Here is a 23,964-nt window from a genome sequence, read left to right on the forward strand (position 1 = left end):
CCCGCCGGCACCGACCTTAGCGGCCGATCACCTTCTCCAGATATGCGGGCTGGATGAAGGCTTCGAAGTCGGCGCGCGGCAGCAGCTTCGGCAGGCGCTCCTGCTTCACCAGGAAGTCGGCGGTCGAGACCAGCGTGTCGACGAACTTGCCCTTCTTCGCGGATGTGCCGAGATACTCCTCCGTGAGCTGCCTGTTGCAGGGAACCATCCCGGTGCCCTCCATCATTCGCTGCGCGTCCTCGATGGCCAGCGAAAGCTCTTCCGCGATGATCTCCGCGGTCTTTTCCGGATTCTTCAGCCAGAATTCGATTCCTTCGCATTCGGCCCTGATGAACTTGTCGACGTAGGACGGGTACTTCTCCGCGAACGCGTTCATGACGACGCCGATGTCCCAGGTCGGGTAACCGCGCTTGGCCATGTCGCCCGAGGTGACGAGGATCTTGCCGCCGTTCTTCACGGCCTTGCCGAGATTAGGCTCCCAGAACCAGGCAGCGTCGATGTCGCCGCGAAGCCAAGCCGCCGCGATGTCCGACGGCGCGAGGTCCAAGATCTTCATCGAGGCGGGATCGACACCCTCGTCCTTGAGCGCCTGGAGCAGGAGGTAGTGTGTCGTGGAGCCGAACGGCGCCGCCACCGTCTTGCCCTTGAGGTCCTTGAGCGAGGTGATGTTCTTGTCGGTGCGAACCACCATCGACTCGACGTAGTCGAGCATGTTGATCACCAGGATGCCCTTGATCGGCAGGGCGCGCGTCGCGCCGATCGCGGTCGGCGGGTTGCCGAGATCGCCGAAGTCGACGTCGTTGCCGGCGATCGCGCGTAGCATGTCGCCGCCGCCGCCGATCTTGACGTACTTGATGTCGACGCCCGGCATCTCCTTGGCGAGCAGGCCAAGATGCTTGGTGACCAGCTGCGCGTTCACGAGGTTCAGATAGCCGACGGTCACCTTCGCCGGCTTGTCCTCGGCGCGTACCGCGGCCGTGAGCGCCAACGTGGCAACTGCGAGCGTCGCAATCAGTCTCTTTATCATGAAGGTCTCCCCTACGATCAGGATTGGATTCAGGCCCACGGCATCAGCAGTTTCGCGATGCCGCGCATAATGAGGTCGAGCGCGACGCCGGTGAGACCGAGCACGATCAGCCCCATGATCACGATGTCGGAGAGTAGGAATTTTGCCGCGTCCCAGATCATCCAGCCGATGCCGGCGGATGCCGCGACGATTTCGGCGGCGACGAGAACGGTGTAGGTAAATCCGAGCGAGATGCGCATGCCGGCGAGAATCAGCGGTCCCGCCGCCGGCAGGTAGACGTGAAAGAGCAGGTGGCGCCGGGTCGCGCCAAGCGACTGAGCGGCGCGCACATAGACCGGGTCCACGCTGGTGACGGCCTGGATCGTCGAGATGACGATGCCCGGCAAGCCGGCAAGAAACAGCAGCGACAGCTTCGAGCTCTCGCCTATGCCGAGCCACATCACCAGCAGCGTGTAAAGGCCGAGCGGCGGCAGTGGCCGGTAGAACTCGATCAACGGATTGAGCAGCGCGCGTGCGTTGCGCGACACGCCCATGATGACGCCGAGCGGAATGCCGATCAGGCAGGCCAGTGTGAACGCCGTGAGGATACGACAGAGGCTTGCGCCGAGATGCTGAAACAGCGTTGCACCCTGATAGCCCCTCGTCATCGTCTTGACGAACGCGGCCCATACCGCCTGCGGCTTCGGCAGGAACAGCTCGTTGGCCCAACCCCTCTCCGTGACGATGGCCCAGCCAGCCAGCAGCACTGCGACGGTAAGCGTCGAGAGCAGCACCGATCGAGAGACCTTCGGAAGCCGCAGCGGCAGGCTGCCGCGTCGCGTGCGATCCGCCGAGATCGGAATGGCCATGGGGCTCGCCTCGACGCTCATGTCCGCACTCCCAGGATCTGCATGATGGTCAGCGCGTAGATCCGCGTCGCCATCACCGACTTGGTGATCGAGATGTTCTCGTTGTCGACGGCCCAGCCGTCTTCTCCGGGACCGAACGTCACTGCATTGATGCCGGCTTCGCGGAAGCGGATCGTGTCGTTGAAGGCATTCTTGCGGTTGACCCCGAGCTCGCGGCCCATCAGACGCCGGTAAACCGTGCGCAAGGAGCGGCAGGGCTCCTCCTCGACCGGCACCGGTTCGGTCGCGTTGACGAACAGCGATCCAGGCACCTGGCGCACCCCCACCTTGACGTCGTTCACGCCCGCAAAAGTGTCCCGTCCGAGACGCTCGATGTCCGAGATCACGCTCGACAGCGTCATGCCGGGCACGATGCCGACCACGGCGAGCGTAATGGTGCAGGCATCCGGCGAGAACTGCATCTCGCCAGGCAGGCCGGCCCGAATGCGCACCACGGCGCAGCAGGGCGGCGTATGGCCCATGAACTTGCTCGGCACATGCGTGAACGCCATGTCCTTCAACTTCGGCAACAGCTTTGCCGCTTCCATGATGGCGTTGACGCTGATGTCCGGCCGCCAGATGTGCGACTTGATCCCGTGAACGGTGAGCTCGATCAGGCAGTGGCCGGAATTGGCCACCGACAGGTTCATGCCCCAGTCCTTGTTGACGTCACCCCACGCGGTCGGCTCGGCGGTGATCTCGTAGTCGGCGGTAAGGCCGACCTTGTTCAGCATGTAGATGGAGCCCTCGGTGCCGTTCCGCTCCTCATCGACGGTGTAGCAACACATCAAGGTGCCATCGAACTTCACACCCGCTTCGATCAGGGCCTGCACTGCGAGCAGCGATGCTGCGAGGTTCCCGCGCGTGTCGGACGTGCCGCGTGCATAAAGCAGATCGCCGTGGCGCGTCGCCTTGAACGGATCGAAATCCGTCATGTGCCATTTCTCGGGCTCGACGACCGGATAGGTGTCGAGGTGATCGTTGAGAATGAGCGAGGGCGCGCCGGCCCGTCCCTTGAGCACGCCGAGCACGTTCGGCCGGTGCGGCTGCGCGCTGTGCTTGGTGACCTCCATGCCGAGCGCTTCGAGCTTGCCCGCGACCAGCATCGAGGTCGCCTCTTCCTCGGCAGGCGGCAAATCGGGATCCAGCGGATTGCCGGAACGGGGCTGGCCGGTGCGGATCAGTTCGGATGCGAGTTCAAGCCAGCGCTCCTCCGTGATGTGCGACAGCACGCGCCGTTCGATATCCGAGTAAGGAGGGGCGACAGGCATCTGCATGACGGGGTCCGCTGGCTCACGGCGCCGGCAGCGCCGTTTCGTGGCAGCCTCCCCATTGCAGCGATTGTGCCAACTTCCGGCAAAGCCCGCCACGACACAATTGTCGTTTTGATTTCAACGATTTAGACAAGAACTGCGAGTGCGCAAATTTTTGCGCCCGAGATGCGCTCTGCCGAAGACGCGGCGTCGGCTGAACAGGCAGGGCTCAGCGCAAGGCCGGCCGGTCCAGATATTCCATGCGGCGCCACGCGTGCAGGACTCGGCGCCCGTTGCGCGCGAACGCGAAACAATGACCGCCGCCGGCGGAGCGGGCCTGCAATGATCTCGGCGGTCTCGATCGCCTTGCGCTCGCCGCTGGAGACGATCTGCGTGGTGCTTCAGAGCCAGCTCGCATTCGCAAGCCCCCCGGTGCGCGTTCGGCCGATCGGACTGAGGCTCCATTGTGGCACCGGCACCGCGGGGTCGATTTGCACCTGCGGGTGGGTGAGATAGCGGACGATATCAGCGGACATTTCTAGTCGTCCGCATACTCGTCTTCTTCGCGCTTGTGCGCGGCGCTCTTACGCGCACCGAGCGAGCCGGTCACGGAGGGATCGCGCGCATTCGCATAAGGATTGCGCCGGCCCGCTCGCGCGGCAACCTCTTCGCCGGAGACGGCGGCGGGCTGGCAGATCAGGCGACGGCTGGCACGGCGCATCAGATCGACGTGGATGTGATCGTAGTGATAGACGTTCGATCCCGGCGCCAACACCGTGGTGAAATGCGCGCACGCGCCGGACTGCACGTCACGCAAAAATCCCTGCTCTTCCGGCATCCCGCGCCAACCATCCTTCACGGTGACGCGGCGGCCGTCGGCGAGCACGAACGCTGCGATGTCGAGCGCATTGCCGAACGCGTGCTCGGAGATGTGGGCGTGCGAATTGCCGTTCATGCCGCGGCAGGAATAGGCGGAGATCTGCTTGATCTCGGCGACGCGAGCGCCAAACCAGCGCATTGCCGAGGGCTGCACGGTATCGGCAAGCCAACGGTCGAGCTCGGAGACGATCGGACAGGCCAGCGTCGCGGTCGGCTTCACGGCGACGGGGCCGACGGCGGTGACGGGATTGCCCTGCGCCGGACCAAGACGCGGCAGCGGCTGCTGCGCGGGCGCCTGCGAATACGGCGCCGGCCGCGCCGGATAGCTTGGTGCATTCATGTAGCGCGCGGCGCCCGATGCATCGGTGCCCTCGGGCGGCAGGTCGATCTCGTCCTCCTGCTGCGCCACGCCGGGTGCATTCAGAGGCATTGGACCAGGCGAGGCGCCATAGCCGGAAGGCTGCCGCACCGCGCTCTCGGGATAGTTTGAGCGTTGCGGATAGTTCTGGCCTTGCGGGTAATTCGATCGCGGCTGCGTCACCGGCCAGCGCGGCTGGTTGCCGACGCTCCCGGGCGGACGCAGTTCCTCATCGGCAAAGCCGTAGCTGCTCGAGCCTTCGCCGAGGGCGGCGACCTTGAGCGGAAACTCCGCGCCGCACATCCCCGGCCCGGAGATCGGGTCGATGCGGACGAGATCCGGCCCCTCTTTCACCGCGCCTGATTTCAGGCATGCGGCTTCGGCCTCGGCCCGCCACGGTTCACGTTCGGCCTGGAAGAAGCCGCGTCCGCAACCCGCTAGCGAAACAAGGACGATGGAGCCGACGAGATACAAACGAACTCCGCGCGTCATGCACGCACGTTCGGTGAATTTACTTAAAGACTCTTCAACGTGTTGATTTCAGTCTTCTTTAACCATGCCGGCCCGCGCTCGCAGGCGCGCCTGCCGGTGACGAGCGACAGCAAGGCTGGCTTTTTCGGAAAGAGACTCTCTGTTAACCATGACGCTCTCGCGCAGGGCGGCGCGACAGCGGGAGCGACCTCATGACGTTCGCCGGGAGACTGAGCGTTATCACCGCGTACCTCGCCATCGCCTTCGTCGGCGCCATCGTGCTCGGCATGATCTAGCGGCTTCAATCGGCGGTATCGAACGCTTCCCTTACGACCGCGCGCTCCACTGCCGCGACATTGTGATCATTTTCTCCGGCTGCTCTTCGGCTCGCCTCCGGTCGTTTCCGGAACACCAGAAGTGGCCGAGTGCGCAGGCTTCGACGTGGAACTTGGCAGGCTTCGACGTGGAACTTGCCGGAGCTCTTCAGCGTCATCGTCGCATAATAGGTGCTGCCGCTGGAGCGGCTGTAGATGTTGCCGGTCCAGACGTCGTGCGTTTTTGGCTTCATATTGACGAGCACGCTCTCGCCCCTGGTCGACGCTTCAGTGAGCGCCATCAGCGCGATCAATTTGCCAAGCGAAGTCACAAGCCGCATCATCGGCGCCTCCCTCTGTGTCCCGAGACGTTACGCAGATGGAATCGCGGCTGAATGTGCGCTGCCTCACCCAGCGGCGGCGAGCCGTTGTGACGTCTATCACAGAACGCTCGATCGGCCCGGCGTAGGGTCGAACCACGCTTCATCCACGGGTGACTTCAGTCCTATCGGGACCACACATTTTTCGGAGGTTGTCATGAACAAGCTCACCATCGCCGCCACTGCCCTCTTCCTCGCTTCGACCGCCGCCGCGCATGCCGGCAATTCGCTCTCGTTCCAGATCGAAGGCCAGCACATCCGCATCGAGACGCCGCGCAACTGCGCCTCGCTCAACTGCGTGACCATCGTCGCGCCGGGCCTGTCGGACAAGCCGATCAAGCTGAACAACATCAATCTCAAGGGCCTTGGCTCCAAAGACTTTGGCTCGAAGGACGATGACATCGACACCACACCGGCTCCGGCCACGACCGCGCAGCCCGCGCCGACTCCGGAGCAGCAACAGCCCGCGCAGCAGGCCCCGGTACAGGCGACCGCACCGGCGGCTCCAACTATCGCCGCTCCGGCAACGACGGTTTCCGCTGCCCCGGCCGCCGGCTACGACACCACGACGCAGACTGCGCCCGTTGCGACTCCTGCTCCCGCTGCCGCCCCCGCGCCGGTCGCGGTTGCGCCGGCTCCGGTTGCCGCCGCGCCTGCGCTGGCCGCCAACACGCCGATCGGCGTCTGGGCCACCGAAGAGAACAAGGGCAATGTCCGCGTCGAACAGTGCGGCGCCAATCTCTGCGGCTACGCCGCGAAGACCAACGAGCGCATCCTGATCAACATGAAGCCCGAGGGCGCGAAGTGGAGCGGCCGCATCCACGACCCCGACTCCGGCAAGAACTACGATTCGACCATCGCGATGAAAGGCCCGAATGCAATGCGCGTGCAGGGTTGCGCCTTCGGCGGCATGTTCTGCGGCGGCCAGACCTGGAAGCGCGTGAGCTGACGCACCACCGTCGTCCTATACTATCGTCATCCCGGGCGATGCAAAGCATCGACCCGGGATCTCGCGCGACAGCTTCACTTTATCCCCTCACCCTGAGGAGCCTGCGAAGCAGGCGTCTCGAAGGGCGAGGCCCGGGATCGAGAGCCGGGCCGGCATGGTTCGAGACGCGCGCAAGAGCGCGCTCCTCACCATGAGGGGAAAGAGTTGCATTTGAACGTTCACCGCTCCCGTGCGATAGACATTCATCCGCCGTTCAGCTGTATCAGGCTGATATCGGTCGATCTCGCCTCGCGTTTCTCACCGGGACCTCTTCGTGACTTTTATCGTGGCTTGGCGCCGCCTCGTGTTCGCGCTTGTGCTGCTGGCGTTGCCACCGGCCTGTGCAAGTGTTGCGTTCGCATCCGATGCGATCGAGCTTGCGCAGGCGCAGCCGCAAGCACAACCGACGCCCGCCCCCTCTCCGACGCCCTCAGCTTCACCCGCTCCCGCGACGGATGCGCAGTCCGCCGCCGTCGAGCCGATCGGCAACGTCGCGACGGTGACAGGCATCGCGACCGTGATCCGCGACAGGAATTCCTACCCGCTGCGGGTGCGAGACGACATCTATCTCAACGACGTCGTGCAGACTTCGTCCAACTCCTCGCTCGGCATTACCTTCAACGACGCGACCACATTCAATCTGTCGGCCAGCGCCAAAATCACCATCGACACTTACGTCTATGAGGACGGCGGCAAGCAGAACGCAGGCGCCTTCGACATCGGCAAGGGCACCGTCGCGTTCGTCGCTGCGGCGGTGGCAAAGACCGGCGACATGAAGATCACGACGCCGACGGCGACGCTCGGCATCCGCGGCACCACCGGCGTCATCGACGTGCCGGAAGGCGCGGCCGCGAACAACGCCAACAATGTCAACATCAAGCTCTATCCCGACGCCGACGGCCGGGTCGGACACATCGATGTCGACGACCGCACGAGCGGGACGCGGCTCGGCGCACTGACGCAAGGATCGAGCGGTTTTGCGATCCGACCGGGCACAGCCGCTGCTGGCGTCATGCGCTTTGCCGCGGTGCCGATCACGATCGCGCCACAGCAGATCGCGCGCGACCGCGGCTTCGTCAGCCAGGTGCATCTGGCGCAGACCACGGGCCGGCAGATCGTCATCGAGCAGCGCGACTTCCGCCGCGCCAATCCGACCGCGAGCCCGCGCATCCCGCGTCCGTTCCAGCCGCCGCAACAGCAGCAATTGCGGCCGAACACGGCGCCCGGACAACAGCCGCAGCGGCCGAACGGCCAGCCCGGTCAGAACAACCGTCCAGGCCAGCAGCAGCCGGGCGCACCGAACCGTCAAGGCGCCCAGCCACCGCAGCGGCAGGGCCAAGGGCAAGGCCAAGGTGGCGCCGTGCAGCCGGGCACGCCGCGCGCGGGTCAGGGTCAGCAACAGCAAGGCCAGAAGCAAGGCGCGGGACGTCCGGTAGGTGCGCCACGCAGCGGGCAAGGCACGCAGCCTAACGGCGCGCCGCAAACCCAGCCGCAGCGCGGTGGACAAATTCAAACTCAGCCCGGAGGAGTCGCGCCGCCGCCGGGCGGGACACAGCAGCAGCCCGGCCAGCAGCTGCAACTGCCACGCACCGGCATGCAGCCGGGGCAGCCGCCCGCCGGTCAACAGCCAGGCCTGCAGCGCCCGGGCGGATTCCAGCAACGCCTGCCGGGCGCACAACGACCCGGAGCGCCACGCAAACCGGCGCCCGCTCCGAAGGAGAAGGAGCGGCGGTGATTGTGCCGCCCCTCACCCTGAGGTGCTTGCGAAGCAAGCGTCTCGAAGGGCGAGGCCACAGTTGGGCCTCGTGGTTCGAGACGCGCGCGATGCGCGCTCCTCACCATGAGGATTGACGTCGAGCGCAATCAGCCTCCCTCCTCTCCGTCAGAGAGCTGGTGCGCTCTCCCCAACCGTATCAGCCCGCGGATGCTTACGCGCCCGCAAGCGCGGCACGATGAGAACTCATGCCTCGCCGCGCAACCACGCTCGTACCTTCTGCAACAGGCCATGACGCAGTCCGGCGATGGAGGCGGCTTCTACCGGTGTCCGGGTCTGCATCGCGGCGTCGACATCGCCGTTTGCCAACGGCGGCGTCGGCTCCGCATCGGCCGGCGCAAGCCCGGCCGATGCGAGTGCGATCGGGCCGACTTGTACCAGGAACGCGCGCTCATATTCGCGCGACAGGCGCGCAAGCGCGTCTTCCAGCGTCAGCCAATCGATCGCCTTGATGTCGTTCATCAGCTTGCGGACGGGACCGCCCTCGACCTCCATGCGCCAGAAATGCACGACCTTGGAGCGACCACCGGACTGGTAGACGAGCGTGCCCAAAAACTCGCGGATAGCGACGTCGTGGCCGGTCTCTTCCAGGACCTCGCGATGCGCGGCTTGCTTCGGCGTCTCGCCGTCGTCGAGCTTGCCCTTGGGCAGAACCCATTCGTTGCGCTTGCGCTGGCGCACGACGGCAATCAGCGGCGGCGCACCACGCCGCAGCACAATACCCCCCGCCGCCATGACCGGCGCCCGTGCCATCACCGAATCCGTAGTCGTAGAAACCTCCCCGCGAACGATATAGGCGGCCGACGCGGCGGATTGAAGGCTAGTTTTTTCTCAGCAGCGCTTGACCCGCCCGGATGCGCGTACCTTCGGCGATGTCGTCGCAGAACGTGAAATCGCCGGGCGCAAGCATGATGATGGTCGAACCGTGTTCGAACCAGCCGAGTTCCTCGCCCTTGCTCACGTTGACGTCGCAGGGAAAATTGACCGGCCCTCTGGTCTGCGCATTCAGCACCATGTCGAGGAAATGCAGACGGATGCTCGCGACCAGGATCGCGGCAACCGGCACCAGCGTCACGGCTTCGCCGGTTGGCAAATGCGTGCGGATCACCGCGCGCTCATTCTTGCAGAACAGGCGCTCGACGCGCTTGAGCGCGATCGGGTTGACGTTCCAGACGTCGCCATGGATCAGCGTGACGCGCTCGATATATGCGTCACAAGGCGCGTGGAAGCGGTGATACATGCTCGAGGTCAGCCGCAGCGTGACGAACGAGCCGTTGCGGTGCTGGTCCACCAGCGCGGAATCGCCGAGCAGATCGAGCAGCGAGTAAGGCGCGCCCTTGACCTGGAACAGCTCGGTGTCGGCGATCCGGCCATGGGCGCCGACGATGCCGTCGGACGGGCTGGCGACGATCGCAGGATCGGGATCGAACGGCCGCAAGCCGGGCTTGAGCTCCCGGGTAAAGCAATCGTGCAGGCTCCTGAAATGGGTCTTGCGCGCCTCCGACAGATCGAGGTCGGAGAACAGCTTCCACAGTGCGATCGAGAAGTCCCGGACAAGCGGACTCTCGATCTTGGAGAACCAGCCCATGAAGCGGGTCAGGGCCGCGCGGGGGATGCGGTTGGTCAACAGGAAGTTGAGGTCTTCCTGCTGGGTGAATGAAGCGATGAGGGCTTTAACTGTCATGAATCTGTCAGCTCGCAGTATTAGCGCTTGTTGTCATGGAAACGACACTCCCGATTCTCTCTTTGTCCGTGGCCGCCGCAGCGTCCGCTGCCGCCGCCTTCCCGACGCTTAAAGCGCGCCTGGAGCTGTCCCGCGCCAAGCATCGCTCGCTCTCCGGGCATTCCAAGATGTCGCGCCGGGTGGCGAAGCTGGTCCCGTTCTACGAATTCGAAGGCGATGCGTACTTCGCCTGCGATGGCGCGCCGGCAAACGTCGCAACGCAGCGCAAGGACGCCTTCTTCCGTCTCGCCGCCCTCTACGCGGAGCGCTACCCCAAGGGCCGCGCGATGACAAAGGAAGCGGCGGAGACAATCTCCGACCTGCACTTCACCGAGACCTACCGCGTGCCGTTCCCCTTCTCGCGTCTCGTCCGCGAGCATCTGGGCACCTCGACCTTCTTGGAGTCCTCGATCGGCGTCACCGTTACGGATGTCGATGGCAACACCTCCTACGACCTCACGGGGTCCTACGGCGTCAACATCTTCGGCAACGACTTCTACAAGGAGTGCATCGAGGGCTCCGAGAAGCGCGCGCATGCGCTCGGCCCGGTGCTCGGCCCCTACCATCCCGTCATCCTCGAGAACGTGCAGCGGCTCTGCCAGATCTCCGGCCTCGACGAAGTCTCGTTCCACATGTCCGGCACCGAAGCCGTGATGCAGGCGGTCCGGCTTGCGCGCTACCACACCAAGCGCACGCATCTGGTTCGTTTCGCCGGCGCCTATCACGGCTGGTGGGGCGACGTGCAGCCCGGCGTCGGCAATCCGATCGCCGCGCACGAGACCTACACCCTCGCCGAGATGTCGGAGAAGACGCTGCACGTATTGCGGTCGCGCAAAGACATTGCCTGCGTGCTGGTCAACCCGCTGCAGGGGCTCCATCCAAATGCCAGCGCGCCCGGCGATTCCGCGCTGGTGGACTCGTCCCGCGGCGGCAGTTTCGATCGCGCCGCCTACACCGAATGGCTGAAGAAGCTGCGCGAGGTCTGCACCGAACGCGGCATCGTTCTGATCCTCGACGAGGTCTTCGTCGGTTTCCGTCTCGCCGCAGGCGGCGCCCAGGAGTATTTCGGCGTGCGTGCCGACATGGTGACCTACGGCAAGAGCCTTGCCGGCGGCCTGCCGGTCGGCGTCGTCTGCGGCAAGAAGGAATTGATGCGCCGCTTCCGTGACGATCGTCCCGCCGACGTCTGCTTCGCCCGCGGCACCTTCAACTCCCACCCCTACGTCATGACGGCGATGGACGAGTTTCTGAGCCGGCTCGCCAGCCCGAACTTCCGCGCCGTCTATGACGGATTGGAAGAGACCTGGAACGGCCGCGCGCAAAAGCTCAACCGGACGATGACCGATGCTGACCTTCCGGTACGGTTCGCAAACTTCTCGTCGATCTGGACGGTGAAGTACACCACGCCGTCCCGCTACAATTGGATGCTGCAATACTACCTGCGCGCGGAAGGCCTGTCCTTGAGCTGGGTCGGCACCGGACGGCTGATCTTCAGCCTGAACTACACCGACGCCGACTTCACCGAAGTCGCCGAGCGCTTCGTCCGCGCCGCCGAAAAGATGAGAGCCGATGGCTTCTGGTGGCACGATGGTGTGCTCACCAACAAAAGCATCAAGCGACAGATCCTGAAAGAGATGCTGGCCAAGCGCCTCGGGCGCTGAGGCCGACGCAAACACCGCTGTCGCCTCCCTCCAGACGTGGATGCCCGGGACAAGCCCAGGCATGACGCAACCATCAGACATCGGAATGCTGGATCTGCGCGGCGTGCTCAGGCGCGCTGCTCTTCGAGCGTGGTCTCGCCGATGAGGCCCAGCGTGTGCTCGGGGTTGAGATGCAGGCCGGGGTCCATCAACTCGCCGCGCAGCAGCGCCAGCGGCGCGTTGCGGTAGAGCATCAAATCGTGGAAGGGGTCGGTCAGGATCTTGGTCATCCAGACGAGGCCGGTCTCGACGTCGCGGATGAAGAACAGGTGCACGGTGCGGAACATGAGACCGCCGCCGCCGACCACGAGCCAGATCTTGGCCACCTGCCGCATGAAGTCGGTCGCGCCTGCCCAGGGCGTGAACAGTCCGAACAGCGTGGGATCGACCAACAACACCGCCGGCGACAGCGCCCAGATCGACATCAGCACCACCTTGCGCCGAAGGTTGTAGCCGACCTTGATCTCTTCCTTGTGCTCGTGCGTCGCCTGGTTGAGCTGGTCGTAGCCGTGCGGCTCGAAGAAGAAGTGACCGGCCTGGCGCGAGGTCATCGACACCAGCCAGCCGACCAGCGCGGAGATCATGGGGTCGACGAACAGCCAGACATAGGCGAACAGAAAGCTCAGCGCGCTGACGAAGTGCAGGCTCTGATTGATGCGGCTGTGGTGATAGTAGCGATGGTCGTCCCAGCGCTGGATCCGCAGCTGCTCGAGATAATTCTTGATCATGCTCTCCCCCAAAATGCTTTCGGGTTCAGGATTTACAGGGATTCGGTGTAGGCGGTGTGACATCATCATTTTGTCATGTGACGATGTGCAGCGGCGCGATGACGCACGGTTACTTTCTCCCCTCATCCTGAGGAGCGCGGAACGCGCGTCTCGAAGGATGAAGGCCCGAGTGCAGCAGCGTGGGCCTTCATGGTTCGAGACGGCGCTTGCGCGCCTCCTCACCATGAGGAGCGGCAGTCAAGCCGCCTTGGCGACGTCGATCTTGCGGAAGCGCACCAGCGAGAAATGACCGAGCGGCGGAATCAGGCGGCGCTCGGCAAGCTCGATGCCGTCGGCACCGGCCAGCCACTTGGCGTAGCGCGACCAGGCGAATTCGGCGGTGCGGAAGCCGAGCGGACGCACCACCGGCTGGAGCTTCTGCTCGATGAAGCGGCGCATGCCGGTATCGGCGCTGACGCGGGTGAGGATGATCAGCTCGCCGCCCGGACGCAGCACGCGGGCGAATTCGTCGAGCGCGACTTCCGGATTCGGCACGGCCGTGACGACATACTGGGCCATCACGACGTCGAAGGAATTGTCGGGGAATTCGAGCTTCTCGGCATCCATCACCGCGAGGCCTTCGACGTTCCCCAGCTTGCCCTCGACGACGCGCTGGCGCGCCTTGTCGAGCATCGCTTCCGAAATGTCGGTGCCGAAGATGCGCAGATGCGGCGCGTAGAGCGGCAGCGAGATTCCGGTGCCGACGCCGACCTCGAGCACGCGGCCGCCGATCTTGTTGGTGGCCGCGATCGCGGCCTGCCGACCCTTGGCGAACACGCCTCCGAACACGAGGTCGTAGACCGGCGCCCAGCGGTCATACGCCTGCTCGACCGTACCACGGGTGAGGTCGAGCTGCTGGGTGCCGTCAAGGTTCATGATCTTAGCCATCGATGGGGTTCTCGCTGTGGTCGAACGGTTGAGATCAGCCGCGCACCGGCCGCCGCGCCATGACCGGCGAGGCCCGCAAGGCACGGCTGGGCTGAAGTGAAGTGAGGTTGCCGACGAACTGGCGCGCGCTGTTTTCCCAGGAACGCTCCAGCGCGAAATGACGACAGGTCTGGCGCGACATGGTGAGCGCGCGCAGGCACGCGGTACGCAGATCGTGATCGATCGCGCCGATCGGATGATCGGCGATGACATCCTTCGGACCCGTCACCGGAAACGCCGCAACCGGCGTGCCGCAGGCGAGCGCTTCGAGCTGCACCACGCCGAACGTATCGGTCAGGCTCGGAAACACGAACACGTCGGCGGCGGCAAGATGCGCGCTGAGATCGGCGCCCTTCTTCTCGCCGAGGAAGACGACATCGGGGTACTTCTTTTCAAGTGCGGCCTTCTGCGGGCCGTCGCCGACGACGACCTTGGTGCCGGGCAGGTCGAGCGAGAGGAAAGCCTCGAGATTCTTCTCCACCGCCACGCGGCCCATCGTCATGAAGATCGGTCCGGGCAGATCGAGCTTTGCCGGCGAGTCGGGATGAAACAGCTTGGTGTTGACGCCGCGCGTCCAGAAGCCGAGCCGCTTGAAGCCGCGCTCGGAGAGCTCCTGCCGCAGCGAGGGCGTCGCCACCATGGTCATGGCGGCGGCATCGTGGAAGTGGCGCAGAACGGCATAGCCGACGGCGGCGGGGATGCCGGTCCGCACCGAGACGTATTCCGGAAAACGCGTGGTGTAGGAGGTCGTGAAGGCGAGCCGGTTGCGACGGCAATAGGCCCGCGTCGCCCAGCCGATCGGCCCTTCGGTCGCGATGTGCAGCGCCTCGGGCGCCGCCTTCTCGATCCGCCGCGCGATCTCTTTGCCGCTCGGCAGGGCAATGCGCAGCCCCGGATAGGTCGGCAGCGGCCACGATCGAAAGCCGTCCGGCGTGACGAAGTCGATCTCGACATCCAGTGCCTTGGCGGCACCAGCCAGCGAGGTCAGCGTCCGGACCACACCGTTAACCTGCGGATGCCAGGCGTCAGTCGCGATTAATACCCGCATGGGGAAATCCCGAGAGTTTGATGATTCTCGGCTTAGGACCATCAACCACGGATATTTCAGGCGTGTGACGCCATAGAAATGTCGGCCCGCTGTTTTGTTCGTTAACGGGTCCGCGCAGCCACGAAACCGTCATGAAACAATCCTTTCCGCCATGAAACCGTTTTCGGTTTTCCGCGCAAACGTCCCGAAACTTCTTGCCGTTAGTGATCTACGCAACAGAGCACCGAAACGGTGCCGGGGTGACTAAGAACACCGCGCAAACAGGGGCGACCAATGATCAATCTGGACATGTTGAAGACTTATTCGCGCGCCGTTGCTTTTGGCGCAGTGGCTGTGACCGCGATCGCGTTCGCCGGCCCGGCCAAGGCCGCGCCCGTGCAGCTCTTCCCCTTCTTCCAGCCGTTGCCGACGATCGCAGCGCCGCAGCCATACCAGCCTTATCAAGCCACGCCCTATCAGGCCGCGCCGTCCGAAGATCGGGACGCTGTCGAAACGCCGGCGCGGTTCCGTCGCCAGACGGTCTCCTATGCGACGCGTGAGGCGCCGGGCACCATCATCATCGATACGCCCAACACCTATCTCTATCTCGTGCTCGGCAACGGGCAGGCGATGCGCTACGGCATCGGCGTCGGCCGTGACGGCTTCACCTGGTCCGGCACCCAGTCGGTGACCAAGAAGGCCGAGTGGCCGGATTGGACCCCACCGCCGGAGATGATCCAGCGCCAGCCCTATCTGCCGCGCCACATGGCCGGCGGCCCCGGCAATCCGCTCGGCGCCCGCGCCATGTATCTCGGCGGCACCATCTACCGCATCCACGGCACCAACGCGCCCGACACCATCGGCAAGCACGTGTCTTCCGGGTGCATCCGCCTGACCAATGACGACGTCGCGGACCTCTACTCCCGCGTCAACGTCGGCACCAAGGTGATCGTGCTGCCGATGACGGAACGCCGCGCCGACCTCGGAGCCGCGACGCGGTAAGCGGCAGGACATTGTGACGCAAACGGCCCCGGAACCCACCGGGGCCGTTTTCGTTTGCCCTCGGCATCCCGATGCGCGCGCGTGCTGCGGCGCGATTCCCCGATGGAGGCGCAAATGCAATCACGCCCGCAAACGACGCCGGGCACATGGCTGCGCACGATGAGCCGCGCCGGCGCATTGACGCTGCTGCTGACCGCGCCCGTCTCGCTGGCACAGCAGCCGGACAGCGACGACGCAGCCCGGCAGGCCTTCAACAATTCCTGCCGCACCTGCCACTCGGTGAAAGAGGGCGACAATCGTCTGGGTCCCAACCTCAATAAAATCGTCGGACGCAAGGCCGGCTCGCTGTCGAACTACAACTATTCTCCGTCGATGAAAGAAGCCGGCTTCGTCTGGGACCAGGACAAGCTCACCCGCTTCATGGTCAAGCCGGACGAGGTCGTGTCCGGCAACAAGATGCAGCCCTATGGCGGCGTCTCGGCGGAGGAAGCGGCGAAGGTGGTTGGTTATTTGCAGGCGGCTTCGCAGTAACCAGCCCCGCGATGCAGGGGCCGCTTCGTTTGGATTCGGTGATCGTGGCCATGCTTCGAGACGCCCGCCTGCGGCGGGCTCCTCAGGATGAGGACTGTACTTGCGGCTCAGCCGGGTCAACCACCACTTGTCCCTTGCACCATGTCACGGATGCCAGTTAGCCTCATCCTGAGGAGCGCGCTCTTGCGCGCGTCTCGAAGGACGAGGCGGGCACGATGACCGATGGCGCGTACCTCTACATTCTCGCATGTGCCGATGGCAGCTACTACATCGGAACGACGCGCACTGAGCTTGAGATCAGAATCGCGCAGCACAACGCCGGCACATTCGGCGGCTATACGAAGTCACGCAGACCGGTGACGCTGGCCTTCTCCCGATGGTTCGACAGGATCACCGACGCGATCGAGTGCGAGCGCAAACTCAAGAAATGGAGCCGCGCCAAGAAGGAAGCCTTCATGCGCGGCGATTTTTCCGAGCTGCATGAGCTAGCGAAGCGCGGATCTCATCATCCTTCGAGGCGCCCGCCTGCGGCGGGCTCCTCAGGATGAGGGCGGAGTGCGCAGCTCCGGGTTGAAAAGAAACTTCCACAAATGCTTGCCGCAACTCGCGAGAGGCCAGTTGAGCCTCATCCTGAGGAGCCGCGCCAGCGGCGTCTCGAAGGGCGAGGCGGGCACGATGTGAGACAGCGCCTATCGGCCCACCCGAGATCAGCCTCAGCCATGCCGCCGAATGAAACGCGCTCATCAGCAGATACATCGGCACCATCCCGCCCAGCAAAGATTCGTGTCCGGCGGCGCACAGCATGTCCGCCGAGCCGCCGCCGAGCACGGCCGTCAGCACGGCCATGATCGCGAAGGTGGGCGTGGCCGCCAGCCCCAGCCATCTGGCGAGGTGACGCGCGGCCACGACGCGGTCACGGCTTGCACTGGGGACCGCGCTGACGGGATGGGTCATTTCCTTTCGCCTGCGGCCTCCTCGCGAAAAGCCTTCTCGCCGGCGGCCGAGATCTCGACCCATTTCTTGTCGGGCGCCGCACCTTCGGTGTAGCTGTCATGCCAGTTCCACCATTTGTAGGTCGGCGTCTGGGGATAGCCTTTCGGCGAATCCTCCCAGACCTCCTGCCGTCCCAGCGGCGTGATGTCGAGATAGTTCCAGGTGCCGCCCATCTGCTCGTCGCCACGGCTCTTGACGAAGTAGGTGCGGAAGATGCGGTCGCCGTCGCGGTAGAACACGTTCGTGCCGTGCCATTCGTCCACGCCGAAATCGGCATCGAAACTGTCGGTGATGGTGACCCATGGCATGGTCCAGCCCATCCGCTTCTTCAGCCGTGCGATATCGGCCTGCGGCGCGCGCGAGGCGAACACCAGCGTGGTGTCGCGGGCGTTCAGATGCGCGACATGGGCGACCTGGTCGGCCACCATGGAGCAGCCGCGGCAGGCATGATCGGGCCAGCCGAACACGCCAGGTTCGAAGAAGGCGCGGTAGACGATCAGCTGCCGCCGGCCCTGGAAAAGGTCGGGCAGACTGACCTTGCCGCCGGGCCCCTCGAACGCATAGGTATTGGTGACTTCCATCCACGGCATGCGCCGGCGTTCGGCGGCCAGGGCGTCGCGGGCACGGGTATGCGCCTTTTCCTTCACGAGCAGTTGCTGACGGGCGGCCTCCCAGTCCTGCGGCGACACCACCGGCGGTGTTTGCATGGCAGCCTGTCTGTTAGTTCCTGCGTTTTCTGCTGATGTCATCATGGCTCTCCTGTTTCCGCACATTGTCGGCCGTCAACGATTTCTCGCACCGGACAGTTGCGGAGTGGGAGTAACAAGTGTGGCGGGATTCGAATGGAGTCGCTGATCACGGCCGCGGCGCGCGCGCTCGAAGCCGGCGATCCGCTCGGCGCCTTGAACCGCGTTGCGCTGCGCAACGATGCACCTTCGCTGGCGCTGCGCGGCATCGCGATGGCGCAGCTCGGCGATCTCGCGAAGGCGAAGACGCTGCTGCGGAGTGCCGCACGCGCCTTCGGGCCGAAAGAGGCGGTCGCGCGCGCAAGATGCGTGGTCGCGGAAGCCGAGATCGCGCTCGTCTCGCGCGACCTGAACTGGCCGGCGACGACGCTCGCGGCCGCGCGGGCGACGCTCGCAAGCCACGGTGACCTCGCCAACGCGGCCCATGCGGGTCACATCGAGGCGCGCCGTCTTCTTCTCGTCGGGCGCCTCGAGGAGGCCGAACGCACGCTGGCGGAGATCAAGACCACGCCGCTCCCCCCGGCTTCGCAGGTCGTCCGCGAGCTTGTGATCGCCGGCATCGCCCTCAGGCGGCTCAGAACGAAAGACGCGCGCGTGGCGCTCGGTCGCGCGGTGCGCGCAGCACGGCAGGCCGGCATTCCCGCGCTTGCGGCCGAGGTCGAGATCACGACCTTCGTGCTCGACACGCCCGCAGCGCGCCTGATCACGCGCGGGCACGAACGGCCATTGCTGCCCGAGGAGGTCGAGGACCTCGCGACATCAGAGGCGCTCGTGGTGGATACGTTTCATCACGCGGTTCGCAGGCGAGGCATCGTCGTGCCGCTCGGAAGGCGGCCAGTGCTGTTCACGCTCGCCCGCGTCCTGGCGCAGGCCTGGCCCGCGGATGTCTCGCGAGAGGCTCTGATCGCCGGCGCGTTCCGGGCGAAGCACGCCGATGAATCGCATCGCGCGCGGTTGCGGGTGGAGATCGGGCGGCTCCGCACACAGCTCAAGCCGCTCGCCGATGTCAGCGCGACCAGGCACGGTTTTGCGCTGACACCGCGCAAGACGCGGCAAGTTCTGGTGTTGGCACGGCCCGTCGAAGAAAAGCACGCCACTGTGCTCGCCTTCCTCTCCGACGGCGAGCCCTGGGCGAGTTCGGCCCTCGCGCTGGCGCTGGGAACGAGCGCGCGCACCGTGCAGCGTGCCCTCGAAGAGCTGGCGCGGTCGAACAAGGTGCAGTCCTTCGGACACGGCCGGGCGCGGCGCTGGATGACGCCGCCCGTCCCGGGTTTCCCGACAGGCTTGTTACTCCCCGGACCGCTTCTGAAGACGTAAGGTGGGGTCACACCACAGGGACCGAGCAACATGAAGCGTTCAGCCGCCGAGATCGTCAGGGAATACGGGCCCTTTGCGGGCGTCGAAGCCGTGCACGGCGTCACCTATGACGGCGCCCATATGTGGTTCGCGTCCGGCGACAGGTTGAACGCGGTCGATCCGGCCAATGGCAAGATCGCCCGCTGCATCGATGTCGCCGCGCATGCGGGAACGGCGTTCGACGGCCGGCACCTGTTCCAGATCGCCGAGGACCGCATCCAGAAGATTGACGCTGCGACCGGCAAGGTGCTCGCCACCATCCCCGCACCTGGCGGCGGCGGCGATTCCGGATTGGCCTGGGCCGAAGGCTCGCTCTGGGTCGGGCAATATCGGGAACGCAAGATCCATCAGGTGGATCCCCAGACTGGCAAGGTTCTCCGCACCATCGAAAGCAAGCGCTTCGTCACCGGGGTTACCTGGGTGGACGGCGAATTCTGGCACGGCACCTGGGAAGGCGAGGACAGCGACATCAGACGGATCGACCCCGAGACCGGCAAGGTGCTGGAGCAGCTCGACCTGCCCGCCGGGACCATGGTGTCAGGACTGGAGTCCGACGGCGGCGACCGCTTCTTCTGCGGCGGCGGCAGTCGCGGCAATGTGAGAGCGGTCCGCCGTCCCAAGCGCAGCTAGGTGCGCACGAACGAATGCGCGGCAACGGCGCATCGCGGCCGTTAACCTGTTCGCCCCAATTCCACCCCATCGGTGCGCTCTAGCGCCCTCCTCGCCTGCCCTGTAGACTTCTGCCCCGGGCGGCCTGGGGGATTGATGCGACTAACGCTGAACTTGAAGACTGTCCTGATCGCCGTGGTGGTGCTCGCGGCGTCGTTTTTCGTCAGCCTGAAGGCGATGGACTGGCTGTCGCCGCGGGCGACGAATTCCGCGCCACCGGTCGCGCAATTGCCGCCGCTGCCGCCGGTCGCGAAGAGCTCAATCGTGGTGGCGCCGGTCGCCATCGCGCTGTCGGCGATCCGCGAGCAGGCCGAGAAGGCCGCGCCGCGCAATTTCGCCGGCAAGGCCGAGAACCCGATCTCACAGATCCTGCAGGACGCCGACATCGGCTGGTCCGCCGTGCGCGGACCGATGTCGGCTGCCGGCGACAAGGACGTGCTGACAATCTCGACGCCGCTCAACGGCAAGCTGAACGTGACGGGCTCGCTGTCGTCGAAGGCGACCGGCGCGCTCGGCGAAGCACTCGGCAGCGTGCTCGGCGGTGACGCAGCGAAACGGATCGGCGCAGTCAACATCAAGAATCTGAACGCCAGCGCCGAGATCAAGGGCAACGTGGTCGTCACCTCGCGACCGAAGCTCGCGGCCAACTGGCACCTCGAGCCCAATCTCGGCGCCCAGGTCAATCTCGGCGACACCAACCTCAACGTCGCCGGCGCCAAGGTCAACGTGCCGGCGCAGGTGAAGCCGCTGATCGACAAGAATGTCGGCGAGCAGATCAACATCGTCTCCGAGCGCATCCGCAACGATCCTTCGCTGCGGGAGAACGCGAAAGTGCAATGGGCCAAGGCCTGCCGCTCGATCGCGCTGCAAGGCTCGGGCTCCTCGGCCGCGCTGCCGTCGCTCTGGCTGGAGATGAAGCCGATCCGCGCCATCGCGGCGCAGCCGCGCGTCGACGCGCAGGCCGTGACCTTGCTGATGGGCCTCGAGCTTGAGACGCGCGTCACCGCTACCCCGACCAAGCCAGACTGCCCGTTCCCCGACAAGATCTCGATCGTGCCGCCGACCGGCACCGGCGTGAACATCGGTGTTCCCATCGACGTGCCCTTCACCGAGATCAACAAGCTGGTCGCGGCGCAGATGGTCGGCCACACTTATCCCGAGGACGGCTCCGGTCCGGTGGACGTCACCGTCAAGAGCGTCAACGTGATCCCGTCGGGCGAGCGCCTGCTGATCTCGCTGCTGGTACGCGCCAAGGAGAAGAAGAGCTGGCTCGGTCTCGGCGCCGAAGCGACCGTGCACATCTGGGGCCGGCCGATGCTCGACCAGGCACAGCAGACGCTGCGGCTCGCCGACATCCAGCTCGCGGTGGAGTCCGAGGCGGCCTTCGGTCTGCTGGGGGCCGCGGCGCGCGCGGTGGTGCCGCAGATGCAACAGGCGCTGGTGCAGAAAGCGACGATTGATCTGAAGCCGATCGCCGCCAATGCGCGCGAGAAGGTCGCGGCCGTGATTGCTGACTTCCAGAAGAGCGAGGACGGCGTCAAGGTCGACGCGAAGATCGACAGCCTGACCCTCGCCGACATCGCCTTCGATTCCAAGACGCTGCGCATCATCGCGGAAGCCGGCGGCACGCTGAATGTGTCCGTGACGAAACTGTCGGGGATGTAGCGAACCTTCACTCGGGTCTCGCCCACGACTTGGTCGCTTGCGCCACTGGCATTCTCGTCGGAGAATGCTAAGCTGTTCTTCGCAACCTCGAACGAGGTGCCGACGGCACTGTAGAGGACACCGCGAGGACACATGGAAGCCGGCATGGTCACGCCCGCGCCGGCGCTGGTGCGCTTTTCCGGCATTCAGAAGACCTATGATGGCGAGTTCCTCGTGGTGAAGAACCTCGATCTCGACATCAGGAGGGGCGAGTTCATCACCCTGCTCGGCCCGTCGGGCTCGGGCAAGACGACCACGCTGATGATGCTGGCTGGCTTCGAGGTTCCGACCCATGGCGAGATCTACCTCGCGGACAGGCCGATCAAGAACGTGCCGCCACATAAGCGCGACATCGGTATGGTGTTCCAGAACTATGCCTTGTTTCCGCACCTGACGATCGCGGAGAATATCGCCTTCCCGCTATCCGTCCGCAACACGAACAAGGCGGAAACGCAGGAGCGCGTAAAGGCGGCCTTGCGCATGATCAAGATGGAAACCCTGGCGCAGCGCCGGCCCGGGCAGCTGTCCGGCGGTCAGCAGCAGCGTGTGGCGCTCGCCCGCGCGCTGGTGTTCAATCCGCAACTCGTGCTGATGGACGAGCCCCTGGGCGCCCTGGACAAGCGCCTGCGGGAGCAGATGCAACTGGAGATCAAGCAACTGCACGAGACCATGGGCATCACCGTCGTCTACGTCACCCACGATCAGAGCGAAGCGCTCACCATGTCGGACCGCATCGCCGTGTTCAACGACGGCATTGTGCAGCAGATCGACAGGCCCGACGCGCTGTATGAGCATCCGGTGAACAGCTTCGTCGCCCACTTCATCGGCGAGAACAATGTGCTGGCCGGCACTGTCGAGACAATCGAAAAGGAATATTGCCGCGTCGCTCTTGCTGGTGGCGGCGTCGTGACCGCACGGGCGATCAATGTATCAGGCGCTGGCGCATCGACCTCCCTGTCGGTGCGGCCGGAGCGAATCGCCATTGTCTCGGATCGCACCTCCAGCGAGGGGCCGAACCGGCTGCCCGCCAAGGTGCAGAACACGATATATCTCGGCGACCACGCGCTGGCCGTGCTCGATGTCGCCGGCAACCGCGAGTTCATGGTCAAGCTTCAACCGGGGGCGCGTGACAACTTAAGACCTGGCGAAAGCGTGGTCGTCACCTTCCGCCCCGAGGACTGCCTGGCCCTCGATCCCGTCTGATCCAACCCTGCAGCTCCAAGTGGACCGGCATCGATCAACCTCAACGCAACTCTCATGAAGAAGGAACAAGACCATGCTGAAGCGCAAGATTGCTCTGGGTTTCGCCGCGGCGCTCAGCGCCAGCGCTGCGCTGGCAACGGCCGCGCAGGCGCGTGACCTCACCGTCGTTTCGTGGGGCGGCGCGTATCAGGATGCCCAGAAGAAGGTCTATTTCGAGCCGTTCAAGAAGGCAGCGGGTGTTCCGATGAACGACGAGTCCTGGGACGGCGGCGTCGGCGTGTTGCGCGCCAAGGTGCAGGGTGGCGCCGCGACCTGGGACCTCGTCCAGGTCGAGAGCGACGAACTCGCGGTCGGCTGCGAGGAAGGCCTGTTCGAGAAGATGGACTATTCCAGAATCGGCGGCGAGGCCGCCTATATCCCGCCGTCGGTCAATCCCTGCGGTGTCGGCGCCATCCTCTACGATTTCGTTCTCGGCTACGACAGGGACAAGCTGAAGGAGGCCCCCAAAGGCTGGGCCGACTTCTTCGACACCAAGAAGATTCCAGGCAAGCGCGGCTTGCGTCAGGGTCCGAAGACCACGCTGGAGATCGCGCTCATCGCCGACGGCGTCGCACCGAAGGACGTCTACAAGGTGCTGGCGACCGACGATGGCGTCGAGCGTGCGTTCAAGAAACTGGATACCATCAAGAACGACATCGTCTGGTGGAAGGCCGGGGCCCAGCCGCCGCAATTGCTCGCCTCCGGCGAGGTGGCGATGACCTCAGTCTACAATGGCCGCATCGACACGGCGAACAAGAACGACAAGAAGAATTTCGGCATGGTGTGGGACGGAGCGCTTTTCACCCTCGACAGTTGGGTTATCCTGAAGGGCAGCCCGAACAAGGACGCGGCCTACAAGTTCCTGGACTTCGCCGGCAAGGCGGAGAACCAGTCAAAACTGTCGGAGAACATTGCTTACGGCACCTCGAACAAGGACGCCGCGGCTCTGCTCGCGCCCGCCGTTCTGAAGGACCTGCCGACGGCGCCGGACAACATCAAGAACGCAGTCGAGATCAACGTTGCCTTCTGGCTCGAGAACATCGACCGCCTGACCGAGCGCTTCAACAAATGGGCAGCGAAATAGGCCGCGACAGCACCGGCGTGCGGCGCGCATTGAAAGCAGTTTCGTCGCGGCCATCCGTCGAGACGCCCGCCTTAGGCGGGCTCCTCAGGATGAGGACGGAGTGCGCGGCAGCGACTTCAGAGAGCCTCATCCCGAGGAGACCGCGAAGCGGTCGTCTCGAAG

Annotated in this window: 23 protein-coding genes and 1 pseudogene; 11 read left to right on the forward strand and 13 right to left on the reverse strand. The window is 64.9% G+C overall.

The genetic code is table 11. The annotated features are described in order from the left end of the window. Positions 1-16: 16 nt before the first annotated feature. The 6 genes from IVA74_RS20890 to IVA74_RS20910 all read right to left on the reverse strand — a co-directional run bounded on the left by IVA74_RS20890 (position 17) and on the right by IVA74_RS20910 (position 5,491). Positions 17-1,027 carry an ABC transporter substrate-binding protein gene (locus tag IVA74_RS20890; protein ID WP_247347769.1) on the reverse strand — a complete coding sequence of 337 codons (1,011 nt, stop codon included), beginning with the start codon at positions 1,025-1,027 and terminating at the stop codon, positions 17-19. 29 nt (positions 1,028-1,056) lie between these two features. Continuing rightward, a complete protein-coding gene (locus IVA74_RS20895) occupies positions 1,057-1,896 on the reverse strand; it encodes an ABC transporter permease subunit (RefSeq protein WP_247347770.1) in 840 nt (279 codons plus the stop codon). Continuing rightward, positions 1,893-3,191, reverse strand: coding sequence for a M20 family metallopeptidase (locus tag IVA74_RS20900; RefSeq protein WP_247347771.1), 1,299 nt, complete (start codon positions 3,189-3,191; stop codon positions 1,893-1,895). The genes IVA74_RS20895 and IVA74_RS20900 overlap by 4 nt, the downstream gene beginning before the upstream one ends. Positions 3,192-3,568: 377 nt before the next feature. Next, entirely contained in the window at positions 3,569-3,703 is a 135-nt protein-coding gene (locus IVA74_RS40995) for a hypothetical protein (RefSeq protein ID WP_256467566.1), read from the reverse strand. Positions 3,704-3,705: 2 nt separating this feature from the next. Continuing rightward, positions 3,706-4,896 (reverse strand): extensin family protein, encoded by a 1,191-nt coding sequence (locus tag IVA74_RS20905; RefSeq protein ID WP_247347772.1) that lies wholly within the window; start codon positions 4,894-4,896, stop codon positions 3,706-3,708. Positions 4,897-5,176: 280 nt separating this feature from the next. Then, positions 5,177-5,491 carry a DUF2147 domain-containing protein gene (locus tag IVA74_RS20910; RefSeq protein WP_247347773.1) on the reverse strand — a complete coding sequence of 105 codons (315 nt, stop codon included), beginning with the start codon at positions 5,489-5,491 and terminating at the stop codon, positions 5,177-5,179. Positions 5,492-5,726: 235 nt separating this feature from the next. On the opposite strand from IVA74_RS20910, the gene IVA74_RS20915 reads away from it, so the two are divergent. Both IVA74_RS20915 and IVA74_RS20920 read left to right on the forward strand, forming a co-directional pair. Beyond that, positions 5,727-6,518, forward strand: coding sequence for a DUF2147 domain-containing protein (locus IVA74_RS20915; RefSeq protein WP_247347774.1), 792 nt, complete (start codon positions 5,727-5,729; stop codon positions 6,516-6,518). A 322-nt stretch (positions 6,519-6,840) separates the two neighbouring features. Then, positions 6,841-8,292, forward strand: a complete 1,452-nt coding sequence (locus IVA74_RS20920) for a FecR domain-containing protein (RefSeq protein WP_247347874.1) — start codon at positions 6,841-6,843, stop codon at positions 8,290-8,292. Positions 8,293-8,517: 225 nt separating this feature from the next. Here IVA74_RS20920 and IVA74_RS20925 read toward each other — a convergent pair whose 3' ends face one another. Further along, on the reverse strand, positions 8,518-9,084 hold the full coding sequence (locus IVA74_RS20925) for an NUDIX hydrolase (protein ID WP_247347775.1): 567 nt from the start codon (positions 9,082-9,084) through the stop codon (positions 8,518-8,520). A gap of 67 nt (positions 9,085-9,151) precedes the next feature. Then, positions 9,152-10,015 (reverse strand): archaetidylserine decarboxylase, encoded by an 864-nt coding sequence (gene asd, locus IVA74_RS20930; RefSeq protein WP_247347776.1) that lies wholly within the window; start codon positions 10,013-10,015, stop codon positions 9,152-9,154. A 35-nt stretch (positions 10,016-10,050) separates the two neighbouring features. Between asd and IVA74_RS20935 the strand changes: the two genes are divergently transcribed. Then, positions 10,051-11,715 carry an aminotransferase class III-fold pyridoxal phosphate-dependent enzyme gene (locus tag IVA74_RS20935; protein ID WP_247347777.1) on the forward strand — a complete coding sequence of 555 codons (1,665 nt, stop codon included), beginning with the start codon at positions 10,051-10,053 and terminating at the stop codon, positions 11,713-11,715. A 107-nt stretch (positions 11,716-11,822) separates the two neighbouring features. Here IVA74_RS20935 and IVA74_RS20940 read toward each other — a convergent pair whose 3' ends face one another. The 3 genes from IVA74_RS20940 to IVA74_RS20950 all read right to left on the reverse strand — a co-directional run bounded on the left by IVA74_RS20940 (position 11,823) and on the right by IVA74_RS20950 (position 14,496). Then, positions 11,823-12,482, reverse strand: a complete 660-nt coding sequence (locus IVA74_RS20940; protein WP_247347778.1) for a hypothetical protein — start codon at positions 12,480-12,482, stop codon at positions 11,823-11,825. 237 nt (positions 12,483-12,719) lie between these two features. Then, positions 12,720-13,409, reverse strand: coding sequence for a methyltransferase domain-containing protein (locus IVA74_RS20945; RefSeq protein WP_247347779.1), 690 nt, complete (start codon positions 13,407-13,409; stop codon positions 12,720-12,722). Between the two features lie 34 nt (positions 13,410-13,443). After that, a complete protein-coding gene (locus IVA74_RS20950; RefSeq protein ID WP_247347780.1) occupies positions 13,444-14,496 on the reverse strand; it encodes a glycosyltransferase family 1 protein in 1,053 nt (350 codons plus the stop codon). A gap of 273 nt (positions 14,497-14,769) precedes the next feature. On the opposite strand from IVA74_RS20950, the gene IVA74_RS20955 reads away from it, so the two are divergent. The 3 genes from IVA74_RS20955 to IVA74_RS20965 all read left to right on the forward strand — a co-directional run bounded on the left by IVA74_RS20955 (position 14,770) and on the right by IVA74_RS20965 (position 16,556). Beyond that, the gene (locus tag IVA74_RS20955) at positions 14,770-15,477 is read left to right on the forward strand and encodes a L,D-transpeptidase (protein ID WP_247347781.1); all 708 of its coding nucleotides are present in this window, start codon (positions 14,770-14,772) and stop codon (positions 15,475-15,477) included. A gap of 114 nt (positions 15,478-15,591) precedes the next feature. Continuing rightward, the gene (locus tag IVA74_RS20960; RefSeq protein WP_247347875.1) at positions 15,592-16,008 is read left to right on the forward strand and encodes a c-type cytochrome; all 417 of its coding nucleotides are present in this window, start codon (positions 15,592-15,594) and stop codon (positions 16,006-16,008) included. A gap of 215 nt (positions 16,009-16,223) precedes the next feature. Then, on the forward strand, positions 16,224-16,556 hold the full coding sequence (locus IVA74_RS20965) for a GIY-YIG nuclease family protein (RefSeq protein WP_247347782.1): 333 nt from the start codon (positions 16,224-16,226) through the stop codon (positions 16,554-16,556). Positions 16,557-16,710: 154 nt separating this feature from the next. Here IVA74_RS20965 and IVA74_RS20970 read toward each other — a convergent pair. Both IVA74_RS20970 and IVA74_RS20975 read right to left on the reverse strand, forming a co-directional pair. Next, positions 16,711-16,962: pseudogene (locus IVA74_RS20970) on the reverse strand (hypothetical protein); the annotation flags it as partial. Continuing rightward, positions 16,959-17,753, reverse strand: coding sequence for a DUF899 domain-containing protein (locus tag IVA74_RS20975; RefSeq protein ID WP_247347783.1), 795 nt, complete (start codon positions 17,751-17,753; stop codon positions 16,959-16,961). The pseudogene IVA74_RS20970 and the gene IVA74_RS20975, both read right to left, overlap by 4 nt. A gap of 90 nt (positions 17,754-17,843) precedes the next feature. Between IVA74_RS20975 and IVA74_RS20980 the strand changes: the two genes are divergently transcribed. The 5 genes from IVA74_RS20980 to IVA74_RS21000 all read left to right on the forward strand — a co-directional run bounded on the left by IVA74_RS20980 (position 17,844) and on the right by IVA74_RS21000 (position 23,802). Further along, the gene (locus IVA74_RS20980) at positions 17,844-19,064 is read left to right on the forward strand and encodes a helix-turn-helix domain-containing protein (protein WP_247347784.1); all 1,221 of its coding nucleotides are present in this window, start codon (positions 17,844-17,846) and stop codon (positions 19,062-19,064) included. Positions 19,065-19,094: 30 nt separating this feature from the next. Beyond that, complete coding sequence (locus IVA74_RS20985) at positions 19,095-19,733, forward strand: PQQ-binding-like beta-propeller repeat protein (RefSeq protein WP_247347785.1); 639 nt, start codon at positions 19,095-19,097, stop codon at positions 19,731-19,733. 135 nt (positions 19,734-19,868) lie between these two features. Next, positions 19,869-21,437 carry a DUF4403 family protein gene (locus IVA74_RS20990; protein WP_247347786.1) on the forward strand — a complete coding sequence of 523 codons (1,569 nt, stop codon included), beginning with the start codon at positions 19,869-19,871 and terminating at the stop codon, positions 21,435-21,437. A 132-nt stretch (positions 21,438-21,569) separates the two neighbouring features. Beyond that, complete coding sequence (locus IVA74_RS20995) at positions 21,570-22,679, forward strand: ABC transporter ATP-binding protein (RefSeq protein ID WP_247347787.1); 1,110 nt, start codon at positions 21,570-21,572, stop codon at positions 22,677-22,679. Between the two features lie 73 nt (positions 22,680-22,752). Next, complete coding sequence (locus IVA74_RS21000) at positions 22,753-23,802, forward strand: ABC transporter substrate-binding protein (protein ID WP_247347788.1); 1,050 nt, start codon at positions 22,753-22,755, stop codon at positions 23,800-23,802. Positions 23,803-23,964: the final 162 nt, after the last annotated feature.

The organism is Bradyrhizobium sp. 132, from assembly GCF_023074185.1.
Classification (GTDB): Bacteria; Pseudomonadota; Alphaproteobacteria; order Rhizobiales; family Xanthobacteraceae; genus Bradyrhizobium.